Origin of the sequence: Corynebacterium camporealensis (genome assembly GCF_000980815.1) — a bacterium.
GTDB lineage: Bacteria > Actinomycetota > Actinomycetes > Mycobacteriales > Mycobacteriaceae > Corynebacterium > Corynebacterium camporealense.
The window spans coordinates 2,118,493-2,138,336 of the sequence record NZ_CP011311.1 but is presented as its reverse complement, the minus strand read 5'-3'; the positions used below and the strand labels follow the sequence as shown (position 1 = coordinate 2,138,336).

At 59.4% G+C, this 19,844-nt stretch carries 18 protein-coding genes and 1 pseudogene; 5 read left to right on the top strand and 14 right to left on the bottom strand.

Annotation, left to right across the window (positions count from 1 at the left end):
• Window positions 1-142: 142 nt before the first annotated feature.
• Window positions 143-1,510, bottom strand: coding sequence for a dipeptidase (locus UL81_RS10005; protein ID WP_035104377.1), 1,368 nt, complete (start codon window positions 1,508-1,510; stop codon window positions 143-145).
• Window positions 1,511-1,735: 225 nt separating this feature from the next.
• Here UL81_RS10005 and groL point away from each other — a divergent pair, with 225 nt between their 5' ends.
• The 5 genes from groL (at window position 1,736) to UL81_RS09985 (ending at window position 6,454) form a co-directional block, all read left to right on the top strand.
• On the top strand, window positions 1,736-3,385 hold the full coding sequence (gene groL, locus UL81_RS10000; RefSeq protein ID WP_046453551.1) for a chaperonin GroEL: 1,650 nt from the start codon (window positions 1,736-1,738) through the stop codon (window positions 3,383-3,385).
• A gap of 822 nt (window positions 3,386-4,207) precedes the next feature.
• Window positions 4,208-4,399, top strand: a complete 192-nt coding sequence (locus tag UL81_RS09995; protein WP_035104379.1) for a hypothetical protein — start codon at window positions 4,208-4,210, stop codon at window positions 4,397-4,399.
• Between the two features lie 91 nt (window positions 4,400-4,490).
• Window positions 4,491-4,634, top strand: coding sequence for a hypothetical protein (locus UL81_RS11910; RefSeq protein ID WP_158407911.1), 144 nt, complete (start codon window positions 4,491-4,493; stop codon window positions 4,632-4,634).
• Window positions 4,635-4,804: 170 nt separating this feature from the next.
• Window positions 4,805-5,704, top strand: coding sequence for a polyphosphate kinase 2 (gene ppk2, locus UL81_RS09990; RefSeq protein ID WP_035104380.1), 900 nt, complete (start codon window positions 4,805-4,807; stop codon window positions 5,702-5,704).
• A 3-nt stretch (window positions 5,705-5,707) separates the two neighbouring features.
• Entirely contained in the window at window positions 5,708-6,454 is a 747-nt protein-coding gene (locus UL81_RS09985; protein WP_035104382.1) for an enoyl-CoA hydratase, read from the top strand.
• 266 nt (window positions 6,455-6,720) lie between these two features.
• Here UL81_RS09985 and UL81_RS12200 read toward each other — a convergent pair whose 3' ends face one another.
• The 13 genes and pseudogenes from UL81_RS12200 to UL81_RS09935 all read right to left on the bottom strand — a co-directional run bounded on the left by UL81_RS12200 (window position 6,721) and on the right by UL81_RS09935 (window position 19,626).
• Window positions 6,721-6,858 carry a hypothetical protein gene (locus UL81_RS12200; RefSeq protein ID WP_407921722.1) on the bottom strand — a complete coding sequence of 46 codons (138 nt, stop codon included), beginning with the start codon at window positions 6,856-6,858 and terminating at the stop codon, window positions 6,721-6,723.
• Window positions 6,859-7,161: 303 nt separating this feature from the next.
• Window positions 7,162-7,902, bottom strand: a pseudogene (locus tag UL81_RS09980) (ATP-binding protein); the annotation flags it as partial.
• 6 nt (window positions 7,903-7,908) lie between these two features.
• On the bottom strand, window positions 7,909-9,447 hold the full coding sequence (gene istA / locus UL81_RS09975) for an IS21 family transposase (protein WP_236684465.1): 1,539 nt from the start codon (window positions 9,445-9,447) through the stop codon (window positions 7,909-7,911).
• A 512-nt stretch (window positions 9,448-9,959) separates the two neighbouring features.
• The gene (locus UL81_RS09970) at window positions 9,960-10,412 is read right to left on the bottom strand and encodes a hypothetical protein (RefSeq protein WP_035104384.1); all 453 of its coding nucleotides are present in this window, start codon (window positions 10,410-10,412) and stop codon (window positions 9,960-9,962) included.
• Window positions 10,397-10,939, bottom strand: coding sequence for an FAD-dependent oxidoreductase (locus tag UL81_RS12160; RefSeq protein ID WP_282957053.1), 543 nt, complete (start codon window positions 10,937-10,939; stop codon window positions 10,397-10,399). Before UL81_RS12160 ends, UL81_RS09970 begins: the two co-directional genes overlap by 16 nt.
• The gene (locus UL81_RS12155; RefSeq protein WP_179944095.1) at window positions 10,894-11,433 is read right to left on the bottom strand and encodes an FAD-dependent oxidoreductase; all 540 of its coding nucleotides are present in this window, start codon (window positions 11,431-11,433) and stop codon (window positions 10,894-10,896) included. Before UL81_RS12155 ends, UL81_RS12160 begins: the two co-directional genes overlap by 46 nt.
• On the bottom strand, window positions 11,430-12,047 hold the full coding sequence (locus tag UL81_RS09960) for a TetR/AcrR family transcriptional regulator (RefSeq protein ID WP_046453704.1): 618 nt from the start codon (window positions 12,045-12,047) through the stop codon (window positions 11,430-11,432). Before UL81_RS09960 ends, UL81_RS12155 begins: the two co-directional genes overlap by 4 nt.
• A gap of 20 nt (window positions 12,048-12,067) precedes the next feature.
• Window positions 12,068-13,012: a diacylglycerol kinase family protein gene (locus tag UL81_RS09955; RefSeq protein WP_052737452.1), complete on the bottom strand. Its 945-nt coding sequence runs from the start codon at window positions 13,010-13,012 to the stop codon at window positions 12,068-12,070.
• A 15-nt stretch (window positions 13,013-13,027) separates the two neighbouring features.
• Window positions 13,028-14,533, bottom strand: coding sequence for an FAD-binding oxidoreductase (locus UL81_RS09950; RefSeq protein WP_330217030.1), 1,506 nt, complete (start codon window positions 14,531-14,533; stop codon window positions 13,028-13,030).
• Window positions 14,496-14,681, bottom strand: coding sequence for a hypothetical protein (locus tag UL81_RS12150; protein WP_330217029.1), 186 nt, complete (start codon window positions 14,679-14,681; stop codon window positions 14,496-14,498). Before UL81_RS12150 ends, UL81_RS09950 begins: the two co-directional genes overlap by 38 nt.
• A gap of 184 nt (window positions 14,682-14,865) precedes the next feature.
• Entirely contained in the window at window positions 14,866-18,813 is a 3,948-nt protein-coding gene (locus UL81_RS09945; RefSeq protein WP_046453549.1) for a Pls/PosA family non-ribosomal peptide synthetase, read from the bottom strand.
• A complete protein-coding gene (locus UL81_RS09940) occupies window positions 18,814-19,272 on the bottom strand; it encodes a MarR family winged helix-turn-helix transcriptional regulator (RefSeq protein WP_035104385.1) in 459 nt (152 codons plus the stop codon).
• A gap of 63 nt (window positions 19,273-19,335) precedes the next feature.
• Window positions 19,336-19,626: a rhodanese-like domain-containing protein gene (locus UL81_RS09935; protein WP_035104386.1), complete on the bottom strand. Its 291-nt coding sequence runs from the start codon at window positions 19,624-19,626 to the stop codon at window positions 19,336-19,338.
• Window positions 19,627-19,844 lie beyond the last annotated feature (218 nt).

The following is a 19,844-nucleotide window of genomic DNA, read 5'->3' as shown; positions in this document are numbered from 1 at the left end:
CGCAGGTGGGAATCACTTATGTTTCCCTCTTGCGTCATATCGTAACGAACCTACTGCTGCGTTACGTAGCCAGCATGTAGTGAGCACAGTTCGTTACGCAGGACGCTAGACAGAATTTATATGCGTAGGTCGCTGCAGCGACCTACGCGTAGCGTTGGAGGAAAAGCGCCTCGGCGGTAGCGATGTTCAGGATCTCAGTTGGATCGACTGATTCGTTTGCCGCATGAATAGTCGCCTTGGGCTCCTCGACACCGAAGAGTGCGATTTCGGCATTGGGGTGTGCCTGCTGCAGCTCGGTGGTCAGCGGGATGGAACCGCCCATGCCTTGTTCGGTGGTGTCCTTGCCATAAGCCTCGGCCAGGCACTCGCCGAGCGTGGCAACAGCCGGCTTAGACGGGTCAGTGGAAAAGCCAGCGTTGGCTTCGAGCACTTCGGCGTGCAGGTGTGCCCCCCAGGGGACGTGCTTTTCCAGGTGGGCGACAACAGCATCGGCAATCGATGCAGCCGAAGCTTCGGCGGGCACACGCAGGTTGAGCTTCGCCGAGGCGGTCGCTGGGATAGCGTTGACGGCCTCGGAGACCGGGGTGGAGCTAAAACCGGTAACCGTAATGGCCGGGCGGGCCCAAATCATGTCGGCGACTGGGGTAGCACCGTCCGGGTCGTTAGCGCCCATGATTTCGGTGCCGGGCAGCATCTGCGCATCGCCGCGGAAGGCGGATTCGGGGTATTCAGCCCCTGGCCAGGTGGAGGTGCAATCGACGCCGTCGATGATGGTGCGGCCGTAGTCATCGGAAAGCGTATCCAGCGTGCGCATCAACGCCTTGACTGCATCCGGGGCAGCACCGCCGAACTGGCCGGAGTGGACAGCGGATTCCAGAGTGTTGACTTCGACTAGGATCTGGGCGCCACCGCGCAAGGAAGTAGTCAGCGTGGGCTGGCCGACTGCAGCGTTTCCGGCATCGGCAATAAGGATGGCATCGGCAGCAAATAGCTCCGGGCGGTCCTTAATCAACTGGGACAGGCCTTCGCCGCCGCGTTCTTCGGAACCTTCAATGAGCACCTTGATGTTCAGCTTGGTGCCACCGTTGGCCTCCAGTGCGCGCAGGGCAGCCAAGTGCATAGCGACGTTGCCCTTGCAGTCTGCAGAGCCGCGGCCGTACCAGCGGGTGGAGCCATCGGCATGCGTGCGCTCGGTAAGCGTAAAGGGATCGGACTCCCAGGCATCGACAGGCCCTGCCGGGACGACGTCGTAGTGGGAGTAGAGCAGCACCGTCTTGGAATCCGCATCGCCTGCGCGGGTGCCCAGCAGGGCAGTGGAACCATCGGCAGTAGTAATTGCTTCCATCTCGATACCCAGCTCGCCAAAGGCCTTCTGTACCCACTCGGCAGCACCAGCAGTCTGGTCTTCAAGTCCGGGTTCGTTGTGCACAGAGTTAAAGGCCACCAGCTCGCTGAGTTGGTTAAAAACCTTGTCGCGGTCAGCGTTGACAAAATCTGAATTAGCAGTCATGCCACCAAAGTACTCTTTGCCCGATCGCTGTGGGCAGTCGTGTCGACGTTGCACTCTCCTATCGCGAGTGCCAGAATGGTCGCTAGCACTCCCGGTAGGACAGTGCCAGAAATCTTCAGCTACGTGGTTGAGATTGGTTAACACTCACCAATCGTGCCGTCGCGGGCGGCCACGTAGCCATTGACGTGAGTGTCGTCCTCAACGAATACAAGGAGCACAAACACCATGGCAAAGATTATCGCCTTTGATGAGGAGGCCCGCCGCGGTCTCGAGCGTGGCCTCAACACCCTGGCCGACGCCGTCAAGGTCACCCTGGGCCCGAAGGGCCGCAACGTCGTCCTGGAGAAGTCCTGGGGCGCACCGACCATTACTAACGACGGTGTTTCCATCGCTCGCGAGATCGAGCTGGAGGATCCCTACGAGAAGATCGGCGCTGAGCTGGTCAAGGAAGTCGCCAAGAAGACTGACGACGTCGCAGGCGACGGCACCACCACCGCAACCGTCCTGGCACAGGCACTGGTTCGCGAAGGCCTGCGCAACGTTGCTGCTGGCTCCAACCCGATGGGTATCAAGCGCGGCATCGAAAACGCCACCAAGCTCGTGGTCGATTCCCTGCTGTCTTCCGCTAAGGAAGTAGAAACCCAGGAGCAGATCGCTACCACCGCAGGTATCTCTGCTGCTGACCCGGCAATCGGTGAAAAGATTGCGGAAGCTATGTACACCGTTGGCAACGGTGCGGTGAACAAGGATTCCGTCATTACCGTCGAAGAGTCCAACACCTTCGGCGTCGACCTCGAGGTCACCGAGGGTATGCGCTTTGATAAGGGCTACATCTCCGGTTACTTCGCCACCGACATGGAGCGCCAGGAAGCAGTCCTGGAGGATCCGTACATCCTGCTGGTTTCTTCCAAGATCTCCAACATCAAGGACCTCGTCCCGGTTCTGGAGAAGGTCATGCAGTCCGGCAAGCCGCTGCTGATCATCGCCGAGGACGTCGAGGGCGAAGCCCTGTCCACCCTCGTTGTCAACAAGATCCGCGGCACCTTCAAGTCCGTTGCTGTGAAGGCCCCGGGCTTCGGTGACCGCCGCAAGGCCACCCTGCAGGATATGGCCATTCTGACCGGCGGACAGGTTATCTCCGAAGAGGTTGGCCTGTCCCTGGAGACCGCCGACCTGCCGCTGCTGGGCCAGGCCCGCAAGGTCGTTGTCACCAAGGATGAGACCACCATCGTCCAGGGTGCCGGCTCCCAGGAGCAGATCGACGGCCGCATCAAGCAGATCCGCGGCGAAATCGAAGCATCCGACTCCGACTACGACCGTGAGAAGCTGCAGGAGCGCCTGGCTAAGCTGTCCGGCGGCGTGGCAGTCCTCAAGGTCGGCGCTGCCACCGAGGTCGAACTCAAGGAGCGCAAGCACCGCATCGAGGACGCCGTGCGCAACGCTAAGGCTGCAGTCGAAGAAGGCATCGTCGCCGGCGGTGGTGTTGCCCTCCTGCAGGCCGCATCCGCACTCGACGGCCTGTCTGACCTCACCGGTGACGAAGCAACCGGCGTGAAGATCGTCCGCGAAGCACTGTCCGCACCGCTGAAGCAGATCGCCCACAACGCCGGCCTGGAGCCAGGCGTCGTCGCTGACAAGGTCGCCTCCCTGAACCCAGGCGAGGGCCTCAATGCCGCCACCGGCGAGTACGTCAACCTCATGGAGGCTGGCATCAACGACCCGGTCAAGGTCACCCGCTCTGCACTGCAGAACGCCGCATCCATCGCCGCACTGTTCCTCACCACCGAGGCAGTCGTCGCCGACAAGCCAGAGCCAGCCGGCTCCAACGGCATGCCTGACGCGGACGCCATGGGTGGTATGGGCGGCATGATGTAACCCAGCCACACGGCAAACACACGGCATAGCGAGCACAACGCTCACCAGCCCCGCAGCACCGCACACCGCGGCCCTGCGGGGCTTTGCCGTACCCAGCCCTAAACAGCCCCAGAACGCCCTCAGAAGGCCTCCAGCACAAAGTCAACAAGAGTATAAGGAATAGCCACACAACAGCGCAGAAGCGCCAGAATAGTTTCTTTGCACGTAACCACCCGAAAACAAGAGCGAAAAGGCTTCAAGAAATAATGCGGCTGAAACAGCGTGTCTAGAGCTCGTTTGAACTAGCAACCTGGAAAGAACCTGGGTGAAATTGCGTGTCGCTACACAACTTGTGTGCCTGGTGTGGTTTCGTGACGGGATAACCCTCAAGCCGCTTTAGAGTGCGAATTGCAAACATTGGGCCAGCTCGACGATGTTGTGGGGTCAATTCTGCCGCCAGAGAATGACTCAGCTCACCCCGGAAGGGGGGTAAAAATGGCCTCTCGAGGGAAAGAATTTTCACCCTAAAAGAAGCAATTTCGAACTTTAGACATCGAAAGCTTTTAATTCAGCGTTACGCATTTTAGGTGAATTTAATATAAAAAGTCAGTCCATTTACGTATTTCTGCAGGTTAGCTGCCTAAGGGGTGGATGTGACGTTTGACAACCTACGCGACGGTAGTGAGAAACCTGAGTGCGAGATGAAAACTGTCTGGCCAAATCCAGCTTGACTGTCTTTCAGCTTGTGGCAAAATACTTCTTGCGACGCCCGCTGAGGGTGTCTGCAAAACCGCAAACCCCCTCTCCGGGGCTGAGTGCCCGGGATTACTACTAGGAGCTCAAATGGATCTCTCTATCATTCAGGTTCACCTGGACAACTTCATCGACACCTGGGAGGCTTGGAAGACGATTCTGTCCAACATCGGTGACGCCGTCACTAATCTGTCCAACGGTTTCGATGCCCTGACCACCTCTTCGGCTGCTGACTGGTTCCCGGAAACCCGCGCGGTTGTTGAGTCCCAGCAGGCTGAGTAGACGCTGCCTAATAACCGCGTTGGAGCTTTGATATAAAGAGCTCTTACAGCATCCGAAAATCCCCTCAATACCTACTTTCTAGGAGTAAACAATGGAAACTTCCTCCCAGGCATTCACGGACTTCGCAGAAGGTTCTTCCGCATTCGCTACTGACCTGCAGACAGTGGTAACCTTCCTGGAACCGTTCGTCAAGATCGCTGAGGGCCTGTCCCAGCTCGTCGGCATGTTCGTCTAATCTGACGAGCACCGCAAGGTGATGAAACCCCGGCTTCGGCCGGGGTTTATTTTTGCCGTTTTGGGGCGGGACATTCGGCGGGGAGTTCATGGGGGAGACGTGGAGTGGAAAATTCTGGCTAAGGTTAAGTTTAGTCAGCCGAAAGTGTGCTGAGCGGCTAAGATCAGGGTATGGCTGACATTAAAGACGACGAACTTCCCGAGATTGATCTGGCGCAGACCGACGGCTACGTCGTCGATGACTCTGACGAGGATGACCCGGTACTGATCATGCCGGATGGCTCGCCGATTGAGACCTGGCGAGAGAACTACCCCTACGACGAGCGCATGTCTCGTGATGAGTACGAGACCACCAAGCGCGCACTGCAGATCGAGCTGCTGAAGTGGCAGAACTGGACCAAGGAAACCGGCCAGCGCCACATCATCCTCTTCGAAGGCCGTGACGCGGCAGGTAAGGGTGGCACCATCAAGCGCTTCAACGAGCACCTTAACCCCCGTGGTGCGCGCACTGTGGCACTGGAAAAGCCTTCCCCGCGTGAGTCGACCTCCTGGTACTTCCAGCGCTACATCCAGCACTTCCCAGCAGGCGGCGAGATCGTGTTCTTCGACCGCTCCTGGTACAACCGTTCCGGTGTGGAGCGCGTCATGGGCTTTTGTACTGAATCCCAGCACGCAGAATTCCTCCGCGAGGTACCGATGCTGGAAAACATGCTGCTGGGCTCGGGAATCTCGCTGACCAAGCTGTGGTTCTCGGTCACCCGTAAAGAGCAGCGCACCCGCTTCGCTATTCGCCAGATTGACCCGGTACGTCAGTGGAAGCTGTCCCCGATGGACTTGGCCTCCCTGGATAAGTGGGATGATTACACCCGCGCTAAGGAAGAGCAGTTCCGCTACACGGACACTGAGGAATCGCCGTGGATCACCATCAAGTCCAACGACAAGAAGCGTGCCCGCATCAATGCGATGCGCTACGTACTGTCCAAGTTCGAGTACACCAACAAGGACCACTCGGTCGTTGGTGAGCCGGATGAGAACATCGTGAAGCGTGGTCGGGATCAGATTGGCGATTAATCTGTGACTGAGCTTGTCAGCAGCGCGTCCCTGAATCAGGGGCGCGTTTGCGTTATCACCCTCGACCGCGATTCAGCCCGCAATGCGCTGAGCGTGCAACTGTGCAAGGAACTTATCGATGCCCTCCACACCGCCGAAACCTCCGGCGCACGTGTCATCGTGCTTACCGGGGCAGGCAGTGTCTTTTCAGCCGGTGCTGACCTGAAAAGCAAGGACTTCGCCGGAGAGTTGTACCCGCAGCTCGAGGTTCTCATGGACACACTGCGAACCGTGCCCGTGCCCATTGTCGCTGCCGTCAATGGCCCAGCCATTGGTGCCGGCATGATGTTGGCCATGGCCTGCGACCTGCGCGTGGTAGCGTCCTCGTCCTACTTTCACTTGCCGGTCGGCGATATGGCCATTGGTGTTGACGAACAGGCCGTGGTGTCACTGGAATCGCTTATAGGAGGCTCCCGCGCGCGGGCCATGCTGCTGGCAGGAACACGTCTATCACCAGCAGATGCGGTCGCCTGTGGTTTCGCTGTCGCCGAGGGCGACCTCGACGAAGCGATTGAGCTGGCCACCACTATTGCGGCGAAAGCACCGTTGACGCTGCGGGCGCTAAAGATGGACTTCGCCCACAATGCGGCGCGCCCCTATTCGACCGCTGAACGCAACGAAGCACGACGCGCTGCCTGGGAATCAGATGACTTCCAGGAGGTACGTCGTGCTCGCGAAGAAAAGCGCCAACCAGAGTTTAAAGGCAGCTAGGGCCTACTTGGCTCCGGGGATCCTGGCAGCCAGGTTGGCGGCGCGCACACCGGAGGGGCGCAGCTCGCCTTCGCCGGAGTGCTTGAGCTCCGGCACACCAGCGGCTTTCATGGCGGCGTCGATGCCGCAGCCAACGCCGCTAAAGTCCTTCTTCTTTGGCTTGCCGGAAGAACTTAATGCTTTGGTGACCGCCTTGCTTACTAGCTTCGGCTGCTTAGCCTGTGCACGGGAGAGTAGGTAACTAACTGTTTTGGGGTGGCCATGTCTTACTCCTTCGTGGACTCGGCAACGTGGGCAGCGATTTCTTCAACCTCAGGGTGGGCTGCGTCGGCATCGGCAGGCACCATCGCCAGGCGGGTGCGGCGCTCGAGGACATCGTCGACATTGAGTGCGCCTTCGTGAATAAAAGCGTACTCAACTTCCGCACGGGTGACGTCGGTGCCATCGATGAACTCCAGTGGCGTTTAATGGTGGCAGCGCGCACAACGGCGGGAGCTTCGTATCCGAAACGGGCAACCAAGCGATCAGGAAGTCCGTGGAGGTTGCCAGGAGCGGGTTGGTGGTACTGCGGTTCCGGTGAGGCGGTACTGCCGGTTTCCGGGTTTGTGGTACTGGCAAGCGCCGACCACGCGGGTGTGGCGTGGTCGGCGCTTGGTGTTGATGTGGGGTTGTGGGGGGGGGTAGTCGCTGTCTTGGGCTGCTGCGGCCTGCTTTGCTAGATGCTTCCGCATGTCGAAATCGCCTATCTTGAGTTGACGTCCGTTGTTGAGCCTGCTGACAAGTGATTCCGCGCCGATGCGGCTAGGAAAGACTTTGACCCAGTAGGCGGCGGTTGATTGTGAGCAGATAATGGTCGGCAGTCGGCCATCTCGCTCGATTACGATCTTGGTCAGGTCTTCTTGTCCGCGCAGGTCCACGCTGATGGTGCAAAAGTCGTCGATGATAAGAACATCGACGTTTGTTAATTTGCGCATCATTGCCTCGTACTGGTCGTCGCTGGGTGAATAGGCCGCTAGCTTGGCAACAAGCTGGTCAAGTCGAAAGTAGGCCACGCTGTAGCCAGCGTGGCAGGCTTCGATTCCGATGGCACAGGCAAGGTAGGTCTTGCCTGTGCCGGTCGGGGCATAGATGTGCAGGTTGCTGGGATGCTCGCGCCAGTTAGTGGCCGCTAGGCGTTTGATCTGGCGTTCGCTCATTCCCCGGGCTTCGGGGTTAATTATCTCAGCAATCGATGCCTGCGGGTAGGTAAAGCCTGCGGCGGCGATTGCTTTATCCACGAGTCGTTGACGGCGTGCTTCTAGAGCTTGGTCAACGGCGGCGAAGAAGATCTCTTCAGGAAGGCGGTCTTCATAAGCCTCATCGTTGAGTAACTCGAAGTAGATATCGGCAAAAGTCGATAGGCGCAGGGTGCGTAGTTTCGCCCGGTGAGCGTCAGTGATATCAATCATGAGGGCCTAGTCCTCCGATTCCATGTCGTCAAAGTGACTGTCAGGTCGGATAAACACTGAATCTTCCATGCCTGTTAGGTCAACAGCCGCTGATTGCGTAGGCGGTGTAACCGGCGGTGGTGGTGCTGGTTGGTGGGGGGCGATATCAGACTGGATACGCTTGATGACAGCGAAGTTACATGCCAGTTTCTTCTCAACGACCACCGCGCAGGCTGGTTCCAGGCTGGCTTTGTCATGCTTGCGCCCCAAGTTCGCCAGCACGTTGCGGGCCAGTGACAACCCACGCGGTATTGCAGCAGCATTCGTATCAAGAATCTTGGTGATCACCGTCACCGTATTCGGCCCGAAGGAGCCTGCCCATTTCACAAGCTCATCGCGGGTCAGAATGTTAGTGCCAGTCTCGCCGTTAGGCTGGTGGGCGGGGTTGGTTGAATACCGGTAGCGAAAACCATGGAGCCTGTCGTGTTCAGCAACAAGCTGATCACCGTCAAACAGGCTTACAGTATGTGTCGTCAGGCGTGCGCGTAGAACTTTGCCTACCAGCTGATAAGGAACCGAGTAGTACTGGTAGTCGCAGCAGACATGCCAATTGCGGTCTACTTTCGGCGACCGCCAGGATACTTCCGTAAACGCCTCGTGGGGCAGATCCCGCATGACTGGGGCTTCGTGGGTATCGAACCGTTGGCGCCTGGTAGTGCCATCAGGTCGTACCATCACGCAGTTAATATCTTCGATACGCTGCGCAATAGCCTCATTAAGCTCGTCAAGACTGTAGAAGACATCATGGTCAAAATAACCCAGGATACGGCTGTAGCCAATCTGGACGGCACGTTCTACTGCGGCTTTATCCTTAGGCTTACGCACCCGGGCAGGAACGATATACACGTCGTAGAAGTCCGCAAAATCGGCATACCTAGCGGTCACCGCCCGGTAAGCCTGGTTACGCTTGGGCCGATAGGTTGCCGTCAGCGCGTTGTCCGGCACAATCATTGCCGGGACTTTGCCAAGATAGTTCAATGCTTTGACATGGCAGTCCAACCAGGCCGGCATCTTTTCATTTTCGGCTGCCACAGCAAACAACAGCCCTGAATACGGGCAAGCAGCTACAAACAGCGATGCCTTGAAAGCCACCTGTCCGCTAGCTTCGTCGACAATCGGGATTTTATCCCCGGCCCAGTCGACGTAGAGTTCTTGACCCGGTTCATGGTCGATGACCCCACGCAAGTCGTTGGCCTGGATGAACGCAGAAAAATGCGAGCAGAACTGCGAATACTGATATTTTTCCAACCCGGCCGCACAGTCCGTAGAGACGTAGTCCAGCCACAACTTATGGCGGGTCAGATGCTTGTTGTTGGCCAACCGCCTAGCCAAGGCCTCAAAGTCAGGCTGGTCATAGGCTTTACTGCGCGATGACCGGCCATCATCGAAAACATCATCAAACCACTGCGGCGACAGGGAATCGAAACGGTCCTGGTCAATGTTGTGATCGCGGATGATCGTACGAACCCGGGAAATATCACGACGAGAGCACTCAAGCGCTGCCACGATCTGAGAATAGCTTTTGCCTGCAAGACACAAAAGCCATGATCTCTTTGAAGTTAGCCATACCGGCTCCTCCTAGAAACGAGTAACAAGTCACGGCACCACCGGATTGCAGTGCCGCCACTGTTAAACATCACTCATTTCCCGAACCCGGTACCACCTAATCGGAAAACCCAGTACCAACTACACGGAACCGCCGTACCAACAACCCCGATTTGGCAGACTTCAATGAGAACTGTAGCAGAATGCGTTTTAGGGCTTTATGAGACAGGGAAAACGTCTCCGGTCGATATGTCGCTTTAGGGTGTAGCTTATAATTCTTCCCGGCCTGACTGGGCTGGATGTTAGATATCCAGCAAACAAGGGTCAGGCCCGTTTTCCGTCAATCAGACCATTAAGTCGACGGTTCTGGCCGTGTCGGGTAGCAGCTATTTACGATGACCTGATGGCGGATACGAGTCATCTCGTATTAAGTGGTCAAGTTCCTTCATGACAATAGTCAAAAGGAAAATCCTTTAATCCTGCATCCATATTTGATTCGAAGCATCATTAAAATCGAGCAAGTCGTTCCATGTAGAAGGAACGAAACTTTTCCTATCTGTTTTCAACCAAGTGATACGGTTTGGATCCTCAAAATCGAGTTCTTTAAGAAATGGTTCACCAGCAATTTCGTATGCCCATAAGTCGTGGACATTTTCATACTCAACCGAGTATTCTCGAAAAGTTCCCTCAGGGTGGAAGATGGCTTCAAACCCCACAAAGGCTGTACCGTTAGGTGTTTCTACTTTCAAAATAATGTATAAGAATGTATTAATCCAAGCAGCGGCGCCATGGAACCTTGGCAATGATGTGGCGGCTTCACCCCTAAACTTATTTTCACTCAAAGCATCCTTATTAAGGATTTCCGCCAAACAAAATGCAGCAGTCTTTAAATCAAAATGACGCTCTGGGGTTACTGCCATTTCCATAAATCCAAAGTGGGAATATCTGTACTAAACCAGCTGGGGGCCTTGTCGCTCATTCCGTGAGTACCAGTATACGGTACATCGGGGATGTCGTCGCCGTTGTCCTCATCCGTCAGACCCAGGTAGCAGCGCCTGTGCGGGGCCGGAAGGATGAACAGATAACGAGAAATAGAACCGCCCAGCGGAACCGTCAGGGCACCTTCAGGGTTACCGAGTTTTTCTGCATCCAGTACCAAGTGAGTACCGCGGGCAGGGTGGACCTTGATGTTTTCATCGAGCTGGCCAGCCCAGACACCCGTGGCATTGATGACCGCACGCGCGTTGATTGTGTACTCCTCGTTGTGGAGGGTGTCGGTGAAGGTCACCTGGTCGCCGGTGGCGTTGGTGACCTCGGCACGGGTGATGATTTTCGCACCATAACCAGCCGCGGTGCGGGCAACAGCGGTAACAAAGCGGGCATCGTCGACCATCTGGCCGTCGTAGTTCACCCACGCGCCCTTAAGTCCCTGCTTGAAGCCGGTCGGGCACATCTCCACTGCCTTCTTGGCGTTGATAAAGCGCGAGCGCGGCAGGGTCTTGCCAGAGGTACCAGCCGTGACGCGCAAGAAGTCGCCGGCGAGGAAACCCACACGCATCGCAGCTTTTGGACCAGCGAGGTGTTATCCGCCAGGAAGGTGACCTGCGGCAGGGCGTAGACTAAGTGCGGAGCGGTGTGCTCCATGATGATCCCGCGCTCAACAGCCGAATTATGCGCAATGCCGAACTGCAGCTTGGTCAGATAGCGCAGGCCGCCGTGGGCCAGCTTGGAGGACCAGCGGGAGGTGCCGTGGCCAAGATCGTTGCGTTCTAACAACACGACGGACATGCCGCGAGTGGCGGCATCGAGAGCAATACCGGTACCGGTAATGCCGCCGCCGATGACGACGAGGTCGACTTTGTTGTCGTCGGCGCTTGCGCCGACCTCCTGGAGTGCGCGGGCGCGTTGCTGCGCGTTGAGGCTCGTGGAGCCAGAGGGAGTACTCATGAGTACAAATATCCTTTCAACAAGGCTTGGAGCTCGTTGTCCCAGGTGTCACCGTCAGCTACTTGGCGCAGCGCATGGCGTGAGAGCGCGCGCATTTGCACCGTGGTGAGCAAGAAGGTGGCGATGGTGCGTGGTGCGGCATCGCGAAGCGGTGGGTGCTCACCCTGGGCAGCCTTGTTTTGCAGGCGCTCAATGATGGTGCTGAGTGTATCGATGAGATACAGCTGGGAGGTGCCTAAGCGTTGGTATTGATAGGTGATTAAGACTTGCGGATCGTTGCGGACGAGTGCTTCGACGAAGGTGTTATCGCGGACGTAATTGGAGGCGCTAATCAGGCACTCGATGAGCTCATCCACCGAGTCCGGGGCGGGCTCAAACAGGGAGAGCACCTGCAGTAGTTCTTGGGTTAGAACTGATGCGGCGAGGAAACGAATATTGGGGTAGTGGTTGTAGACGGTTTGCCGGGAGACCCCAGCGCGCCGGGCTACGGCCGCAATCGTGGTGGCCTCTAAACCTTTGTCGATAAAGGCCTCGCGGGCTGCAGCCAAGATCGCTGCAGCCGTCGAGTCAGGCTTGGGGACTGCAGGTACCGGGGAATTCGTTTCTTTATTCATTGCATCCACGATAGGCGTTTTCATCTCAGCGTCATCTTATGGGCGGGGAACCAGGTAGAAGCCGCCCTTCGGCACGACTTCCAGCAAGGTTGGGTTGGGCTGGAGCTTATCGCCGTCGGCCCAGGTGTCCATGCCTTCGAGATTGATGCGGATTTCCTTGCCGCGGAAGTGCTGCACCGTAGGAGGCCATCGTGTTCACCGTCGATGAGCTTGCCCATCTGCATGAGAAACTGGCGACGATTCAGCGCGCCCACGATGGTGAGATCAAACAGCCCGTCGTAGTGGTCTGCATCGGGACAGACGTACATGCCGGCGCCATAGGTGCGGGTAATACCCGCGGCGCACAGGACCACGTCGTCATCGAAGACACGCTTGCCATCGACATCAATCGTGGCCGGGAAAGGCTTGTAATTGATCAGCTCAATAAAGGTGGCCAGCAGATAGCGGGCTTCGCCGGTGGGCCACTTAATAGAGTTGGTGCGCTCGTTGCAGATGTTGTCGAAGCCGGAGCAGGCGATCGTCGCAAAGTAATTGCTCTCACCAGTGTTTTCCTGCGTGAGCTTTCCGATGTCGCAGCGCGTGGCAAAGCCATCCGCAATGATTTTTACTGCCTTGGACACCCGTGTGGGGATGCCGAATTCGCGGGCCAAGTCATTGCCAGTACCAGCCGGAATGATTCCCAAGGGCAGGTCCCTTTCGGCTTGTTCCTGTACCACCTGGTTAATCAGGCCATCGCCGCCGCAGGCCACGATGGCGTCCAAGCCCGGCTCCGACAGCGCTTTGCGGATGAGCTTGCGCATGCCATCGACGGTGGACGCGGCGATGCCGACGACGTCGATGCCGCGGGCGCGGAAGTGGCGCTGTGCTTCATCGGCAGCTGCACTGGCGCGTCCTTTACCAGCTTTAGGGTTGGTCACCAGCGCAATCCGGCGGATTGTGCGGCGCTCAAGGTAGTTTCCGTCCATGGGTTATCACTGCTCCTAGAACAGCTTGCCGGGGTTGAGAATGCCGGCGGGGTCGAGGTGCTTCTTCACCGCGCGCAGGATGTCGATGCCCAAATCGCTGAACTCTGCGGGCAGGAAAGGCTTGTGGTCGGTGCCGACGGCGTGGTGGTGGGTGATGCTGCCGTTTTGTTCGACGATGACCTTGCTTGCTGCTTCCTTGGCCTTCCACCACTGGTGTGCAGCGTCCTCGCGCTGGCCAGCCAGGATGGTGAAGTACAGCGAGCAGCCGGTCTCGTAGACATGCGAGATGTGGCACATAATCAGCGAAGGCGTGCCGGAGTCGGCGAGTGCATCGCCAATTGCTTGGGTAATGCCCGCCTTAAGTTCAGCGGCCTTGGACCAGGTGGTGGCAGTTTCCAGGGTCTCGCAGATAGCGCCGTTGTCGAGTAGGCCATCGCGGAAGACCGGGGCGCCGAAGCGGCCCTGTTCCCAGGAGCGAACCGGGTCCTCGCCGAGGGACGTACCGCCCAGCTTGAGCAGTAGGTTGCGGGTTTCTTCGTGGCGGGACTTGGTGTGTTCTGGGGTGCCTTCGTACATCGTTAGCATCAGGCAGCCAGCGTCAGTCGAGCCGGCCTCACCGATCTTGTCTGCGGAGGTGAGGTTCGTGGCGGTCTCGATTTCATCGGACATGCGCATCACGGTTGGGCCGGTGCCCTGCTGGTAGACCTCACGCATGGCGGTAGCACCGGTCTCGAAGTCCGGGAACTGGAAGGCCTCGTAGCGCTTGCTCTGCGGGATGTCGTGCAGGCGCACGCGGACTCGGGTGATGATGCCCAGGGTGCCTTCGGAGCCAAGGAAGAGCTGGCGTAGGTCCGGACCGGCGGCGGTCTTCGGCGCGCCGTGGCCCAAGGTCGTGATGCCCTGCGGGGTGACGACGGTGACCTGGGTGACCATCTCATCAAAGCGGCCATAACCTGCGGAGCTCTGACCAGAAGATCGGGTCGCGGCGTAGCCACCAATGGAGGCGTACGGGAAGGACTGGGGGTAGTGGCCGATCTGCAGGCCGTACTCGGCGAGCATCAGTTCTGCCTGTGGTCCCGGAAGGCCGGCGCCCAGGGTGGCTTCCTTGGAGACGGTATCGACGTCTTCGACGTCCTGGAAGTGAATCAGGTCCAGGGTGATCACGGCACGCAGACCGCCATCGTTCGGGTTCAGGCCGCCGACCACGCTGGTGCCGCCACCGAAGGGAACGACTGCGACGTTGTTCTCGGTGCACCACTGCAGCAGCTTAAGGGCTTCGTCCTCGGAACGCGGCGCAACGATGGCATCTGGGGCATCGATGGTGGCTTCAGAACGCCAGTCCAGCAGGTCAAAGTAGGACTTGCCGCGTGCACGACGGATGCGCTGCTCGCGGTCGGTGCTGACCTGTTCGGAACCGACGATGTTGCCCAGGGCGTTCAGGTCATCCTCGCTGAGGCGAACCTCGCTGAGTTGGATATCAGCATCATCGACCTTGTTGATCTGGGTCTGCCGATGCGCCAAGCAGCTTCGACAGGATCTTCTTGATGCCTTCATTCAAAGGCTTGGCCTCTTCCGGCGTGCCCCACAGCTGGGGGGACATTGGCGGCAGCGGAACACCAAAAGCGTTGTGGGCGGAGTTGTTGGATTCGGGGGTATGTGCGTTGCTCATATTTTCAAGCTAACAGCTTGACATAATTTAAATAAGTGTCAACTTGAGTTGGGTCACAAAAATATGCCCAAGTGACTGCAAGCTCACATTCGGGCTTCTCCCAGGTCACAGAAAAAGGCGCCACCTGGGGAGGTGACGCCGCGGAGTACCCATGGGTACTCCGCTTTTAAGGGAGGAGCCTGCGCTAGTTGACGGGTTCGATGGGGTTGCCCTGCCAGACGGAGTTGGACGGGACTTGGTCGCCGCGCATGACCAGCGAGCCGGGTGCGACGGTCGCACCGTCGCCGATATTGGAGGCCGGCAGTGCTACGGCATGCGATGCCAGGGTGGCGCCGCGGCCGATGGTGACGGTGTCCAAGCTCATCACGCGATCCTGGAAGAGGTGGGTTTGCACCACGGTGCCAGGTCCCACGGAAGCACCGGCGCCAACACGGCAGAGGTCGGTTTCGGGGAACCAGTAGGAATCAATCCAGGCACCCTTGCCGATACGACAGCCCAGCGCACGCAGACCCAAGTTGGTCTCACCAGCACCGAGAGTGTGCTGGAAGAACCACGGCGCAGCAACCACTTCGACGAAGGTGTCTTGGAGCTCGTTGAGCCACACAAACGACGACCACAGTGGGTGATCGCCTGGTTTGTGCGTGCCGACGCAGAGCCACTTCACCGCCACGGTAATGCCCATGCCGATGGCACCCGCCAGCATTAAGATGATGCCGGATAGTGCCCATGCGGCAGCAATACCGACGGTAGAAGCCAGGTAGTAGTAGCTGGCCAGTACGGCGGCTAGCAACATAGCCGAGGTCATCGGGGCGAGCAGGCGCATCGTTTCGACGAGGCCGCGCAGGGCCTTCACGCGAGCGCCCGGATTGTAGGTCAGGGACTCACCTTGGGCACCGTCGACGGTGGCTTCGACGCGACGCATGCGCTCTGGCGGGGCACCCCACCAGTTGGCGCCGGACTTTGTCTTCTTCGGAGTCGACGACAGCACGGCAACCAGGGAGTTCTTCGACAGTTTGCGGCCTGGGCCCGTAATGCCGGAGTTGCCCACGAACGAGCGCTTGCCCACCTTGGTCTCACCGGTGAGCATCCAGCCGCCGCCGAGTTCGTAGCCGCCGATCATGGTGTCATCGGCAAGAAATGCTCCGTCTTTCACATCGGTGAGCGGCGGAATCATCACAGCGGTGGAAATCTCGACGTCCTTGCCGATCTTCGCGCCCAGGGCACGCAGCCACAGCGGGGTGAGCTGCGAAGCATACAGCGGGAAGAGCTGCGTGCGGGCTTCATCCATGAGCCTTTCGATGGCCCACAGGCGCCAACCCGCCACCGAGCGAACTGGGGCCACCCCGGGCTTAATGCCAATAGAGAGCACGCGCACGCCCAGCCAGGTCTGCAGGACGAATACCGCAAAAGCGATCAGGGCACCCAGCGGTGCGAACAGTAGCGCGCCAATGAAGGAGTTGCCGCTGGTGGCATGCACTAGTGCGACGACCAGTGCGGCGCCGAGGGTGAGCGCAATGACTGGCTGCAGGGCCAGCGCCAGGGAGGTCAGTCCGTAGATGGGCACCCACCAGGAACGACGTGCTGGCGGATGGGAAGGGAAGCGGTGCTTGGAGCGCCCGACCTTCTTGGCAGGCGATCCCGACCAGCGCTGCCCGGACTTGATTTTCTTCTTGCCGGTCACGGTGGAGCCGGCCTCGACGTGGGCATAAGCGCCCACGCGAGTGCCGGGCAGCAGGGTGGAACGAGCGCCGACGCGGGCGCCTTCGTCGACCTTGATGGCGCCAACGTGGAGGATATCGCCATCGACCCAGTAGCCAGAGAGGTCGACTTCGGGCTCAATTGCGGCGTGCTTGCCCAAGGTGAGCAGGCCCGTGACCGGTGGTAGGGAGTGCAGGTCGACGCCCTTGCCGATCTTGACGCCGAGGGCGCGGGCGTAGTTGTTGACCCAGGTGGCACCGGCAATAGAACGCGAGCCAGACGCATCGGCCCAGCGTTCAGCTGCCCAGATGCGCAGGTGGGTGGAACCACCGCGCGGATAATCGCCGGGTTCAATACCAGCAGTCAGCAGGCGTGCACCGTAGCCGCCGAGTGGGATACGTCCCAGCGGGGTGGCAAAGATGAGAACCAACGCGATGACCAGCCACCAGGGGCTGCGCAGCGCCCAGTCCAGGCCCGCAGCGTGCGCGATATTGGAGCCGAGCAAGACCCACGCCAGCCAGGAGGTTCCGGCCAAGGTCATAGCGGGAATCTGCAGCAGCGTTTGGGTGATGCGGGTCTTGGTGCCGACTGGCGTGACCTCACGTGGTTCGTCGTGGACTGCGGCGGGGCGTTCTTCGGCACCGGCGATGTGTTCGGCAAGGCTGCCCAGGCGCGGGTGGTCGTAAAGGTCGCGTACGGCCACGGTGGGGTAGCGCTCACGGATGCGACCAATCAGAGTGGCCGCGGCCAGGGAGGTGCCGCCGAGTTCGAAGAAGTCGGCGTTCTCACTTTCGACCGAGACACCGAGGACATCGACCCACAGCTCAGCCAACCAGGATTCGGTCGGAGTGAGTCCTTGGGCATCAACGCCCACGCCAGGCAGTGGCCAAGGCAGTGCCTTCTTATCCACCTTGCCGGAGGTGCGAATCGGCAGCTCATCCATGACGCAGATACGCGGGACGAGTGCGGCGGGCATGGACTCAGCCAGTCGCTTATGGGCGACGTCGTGGTTGAAACCGAGGTCAGGATTATCCAGGGAGACGTAGCCGACCAGGACGGATTCGCCGCCGGGAGTCTTTTGAACAGCAACAGCGGAGTTGTAGACGTTGTCGAGGGCGGCCACGCCGGCTTCGACCTCGCCAAGTTCGATGCGGCGACCGCCGATTTTGACCTGGTCATCGACGCGGCCAACGAAGTAGAGGCCGTCTTCTTCCAGGCGCACGTGGTCGCCGGTGCGGTAGGCGCGATCCCAGCCCATCGACGGCAGGGGCGCGTACTTCTCGGCATCCTTCGCCGGATCGAGGTAGCGGGCGAGGCCCACACCACCGATAACGAGTTCGCCGACCTCACCGGGCGCGACGGGATTGCCGTCGGCGTCAATGACGACGAGGTTCCAGCCGTTCAGCGGCAAACCGATGTTGACCGGGTGACCAGGGCGCATGCGGGCGGCCGATGCCACGACGGTGGCCTCAGTAGGGCCGTAGGTGTTCCACATTTCGCGCTCATCGGTAGCAAGGCGGTCGACGAGTTCTTGCGAGCAGGCTTCGCCGCCGACGATGAGAAGGCGAATATTATCGAGGGCTTCCGCAGGCCACAGGCCCGCCAAGGTCGGGACGGTGGAGACGACTGTGATGTCGCGGCGAATGAGCCACGGGCCTAAGTCCATGCCGGAGCGCACCAGCGAACGCGGTGCGGGCACCAGGCAGGCGCCATGGCCCCAGGCCAGCCACATTTCTTCACAGGAGGCATCAAAGGCGACGGACAAACCAGCCAGGACGCGGTCGTCGGGGCCGAGCGGGCCGCCGGGGTGGTCGACGAGGAAGAGTGCGGCTTCGGCATCGACGAAGGCAGCAGCCGAGCGATGGCTGACCGCCACGCCCTTGGGCTTGCCCGTGGAGCCGGAGGTGAAGATGATCCAGGCGGTATCGTCAGGGTGCGGGCGGGCATCGTCAAGCGCTGCTCCCTGGCGATGTGGTGCCAACATGCGGAAACCATCATCGCTGAACAGGCCGGTGATATCAGCTTCGCCGAAGACCATTTCGGCGCGCTCGTCGGGGTCGTCGGCATCGACAGGCACGTAAGCCGCACCGGCAGCCAGGGTGGCCAAAATGGCCAAGTAGAGATCGCGCTTGCCGGAGGTCATCCGGATGCCGATGCGATCGCCGCGCTGCACACCGTTGGCATGCAGCTGCGCAGCCCAGGCCTCGACGTCTTCTATGAGCTCGGCGTAGGTGAGGATTTCCCCGTCGTCGATAGCGGCGGCCTCCGGGTAGAGTTCCGCCGTGGTGCGCAGGACGTCCCATAAGGTGCGCTCGCGCGGGGCATCGTCACGCAAGAGGTACTGCGCAGGAACGCGCCGCAAGCTTTGCGACGCGTCAGGGGTGGCGGGCTCTGGACTAGGCGGTAGGCCGGTCGAATCAGAGTCCTCGGACATTTAGGACTCTTCCTCGTCACTGGCAATAATTGCCTTCGCGAGCTTGCGCAGGTGCTTGAGCTGCTTCTTGGTGGACTCGTCGAGAGCCTCATCTTCGGCAGCCGAGACGAGCTCGGAAAGTTCCTTGTGGGCCTTGTTGCCCTTCTTGGTCGAAGCCACAATCTGGCGGCGGCGATCCTTCGAATCGCGCTCGCGCTTGGCCCAGCCGCGCTCTTCCAGGGAGTCGATCAGGCGCACCATATCGGAGGCATCAATAGCCAAGGTTTCCGAGAGGAAAGATTGGGATGCCGCATTATCGGTGACCAGGCAGGTCAGAACCCAGTACTCGCGCAGAGTGGTGTCCTTTTGCGACAGCGCGTTTTCCACGCAGTCGCGGGTACGGCGGCGCAGGCGCTCCAGCTGGAAAGACGGCGATTGTAGCAGGGGAGTGGGGATGGAAGCAGATGCGGGATTAGTCATTCTTTAATCCTAACTCTCCCACCGTCGAAAATTAAAACAATGGGTATTTTCCCACAAATGGGCCTAGCCCATCGGCAGGCCCTCGTCGCGCCAGCGGTCCGTACCGCCCTCGACGTTGATGGCCTCCCAGCCCAGCGCGTTTTCCAGGTATTCTGCCACCTTCTGGCTACGGCCACCGGAACGGCAAATGACATAAATATCGCGGTCCGGGTCGATCTCCTGGGTGCGGCCAGCGATCTCACTCATCGGGATGTGGGTTGCGCCCGCCGCGTGGTCTACTGCCCACTCGTCGTCCTCACGGACATCAATCAGCTGGGCGCCTTCTGGTACTTGTTTCGGTTCTACATTCTGCATGGGTGCCACTGTACTGAGCTACGGCACGGAGTGGCTAGGGGCCGGACGCGGGCACGGGCCCGTGTCCGGCGAAAGGCGCAGATAAAGAAAGGGCCGGCCCCGGGGTAGACCCCGGCGCCGGTTGCCTGTTTTGTGCGGGGGCTGTCCCGCTTTAGGCTTCTGATTTTATGTGAGGTGGTTGGGAGAAGCAATAGGCGCGTGGTCTTCTCGAATGGAGT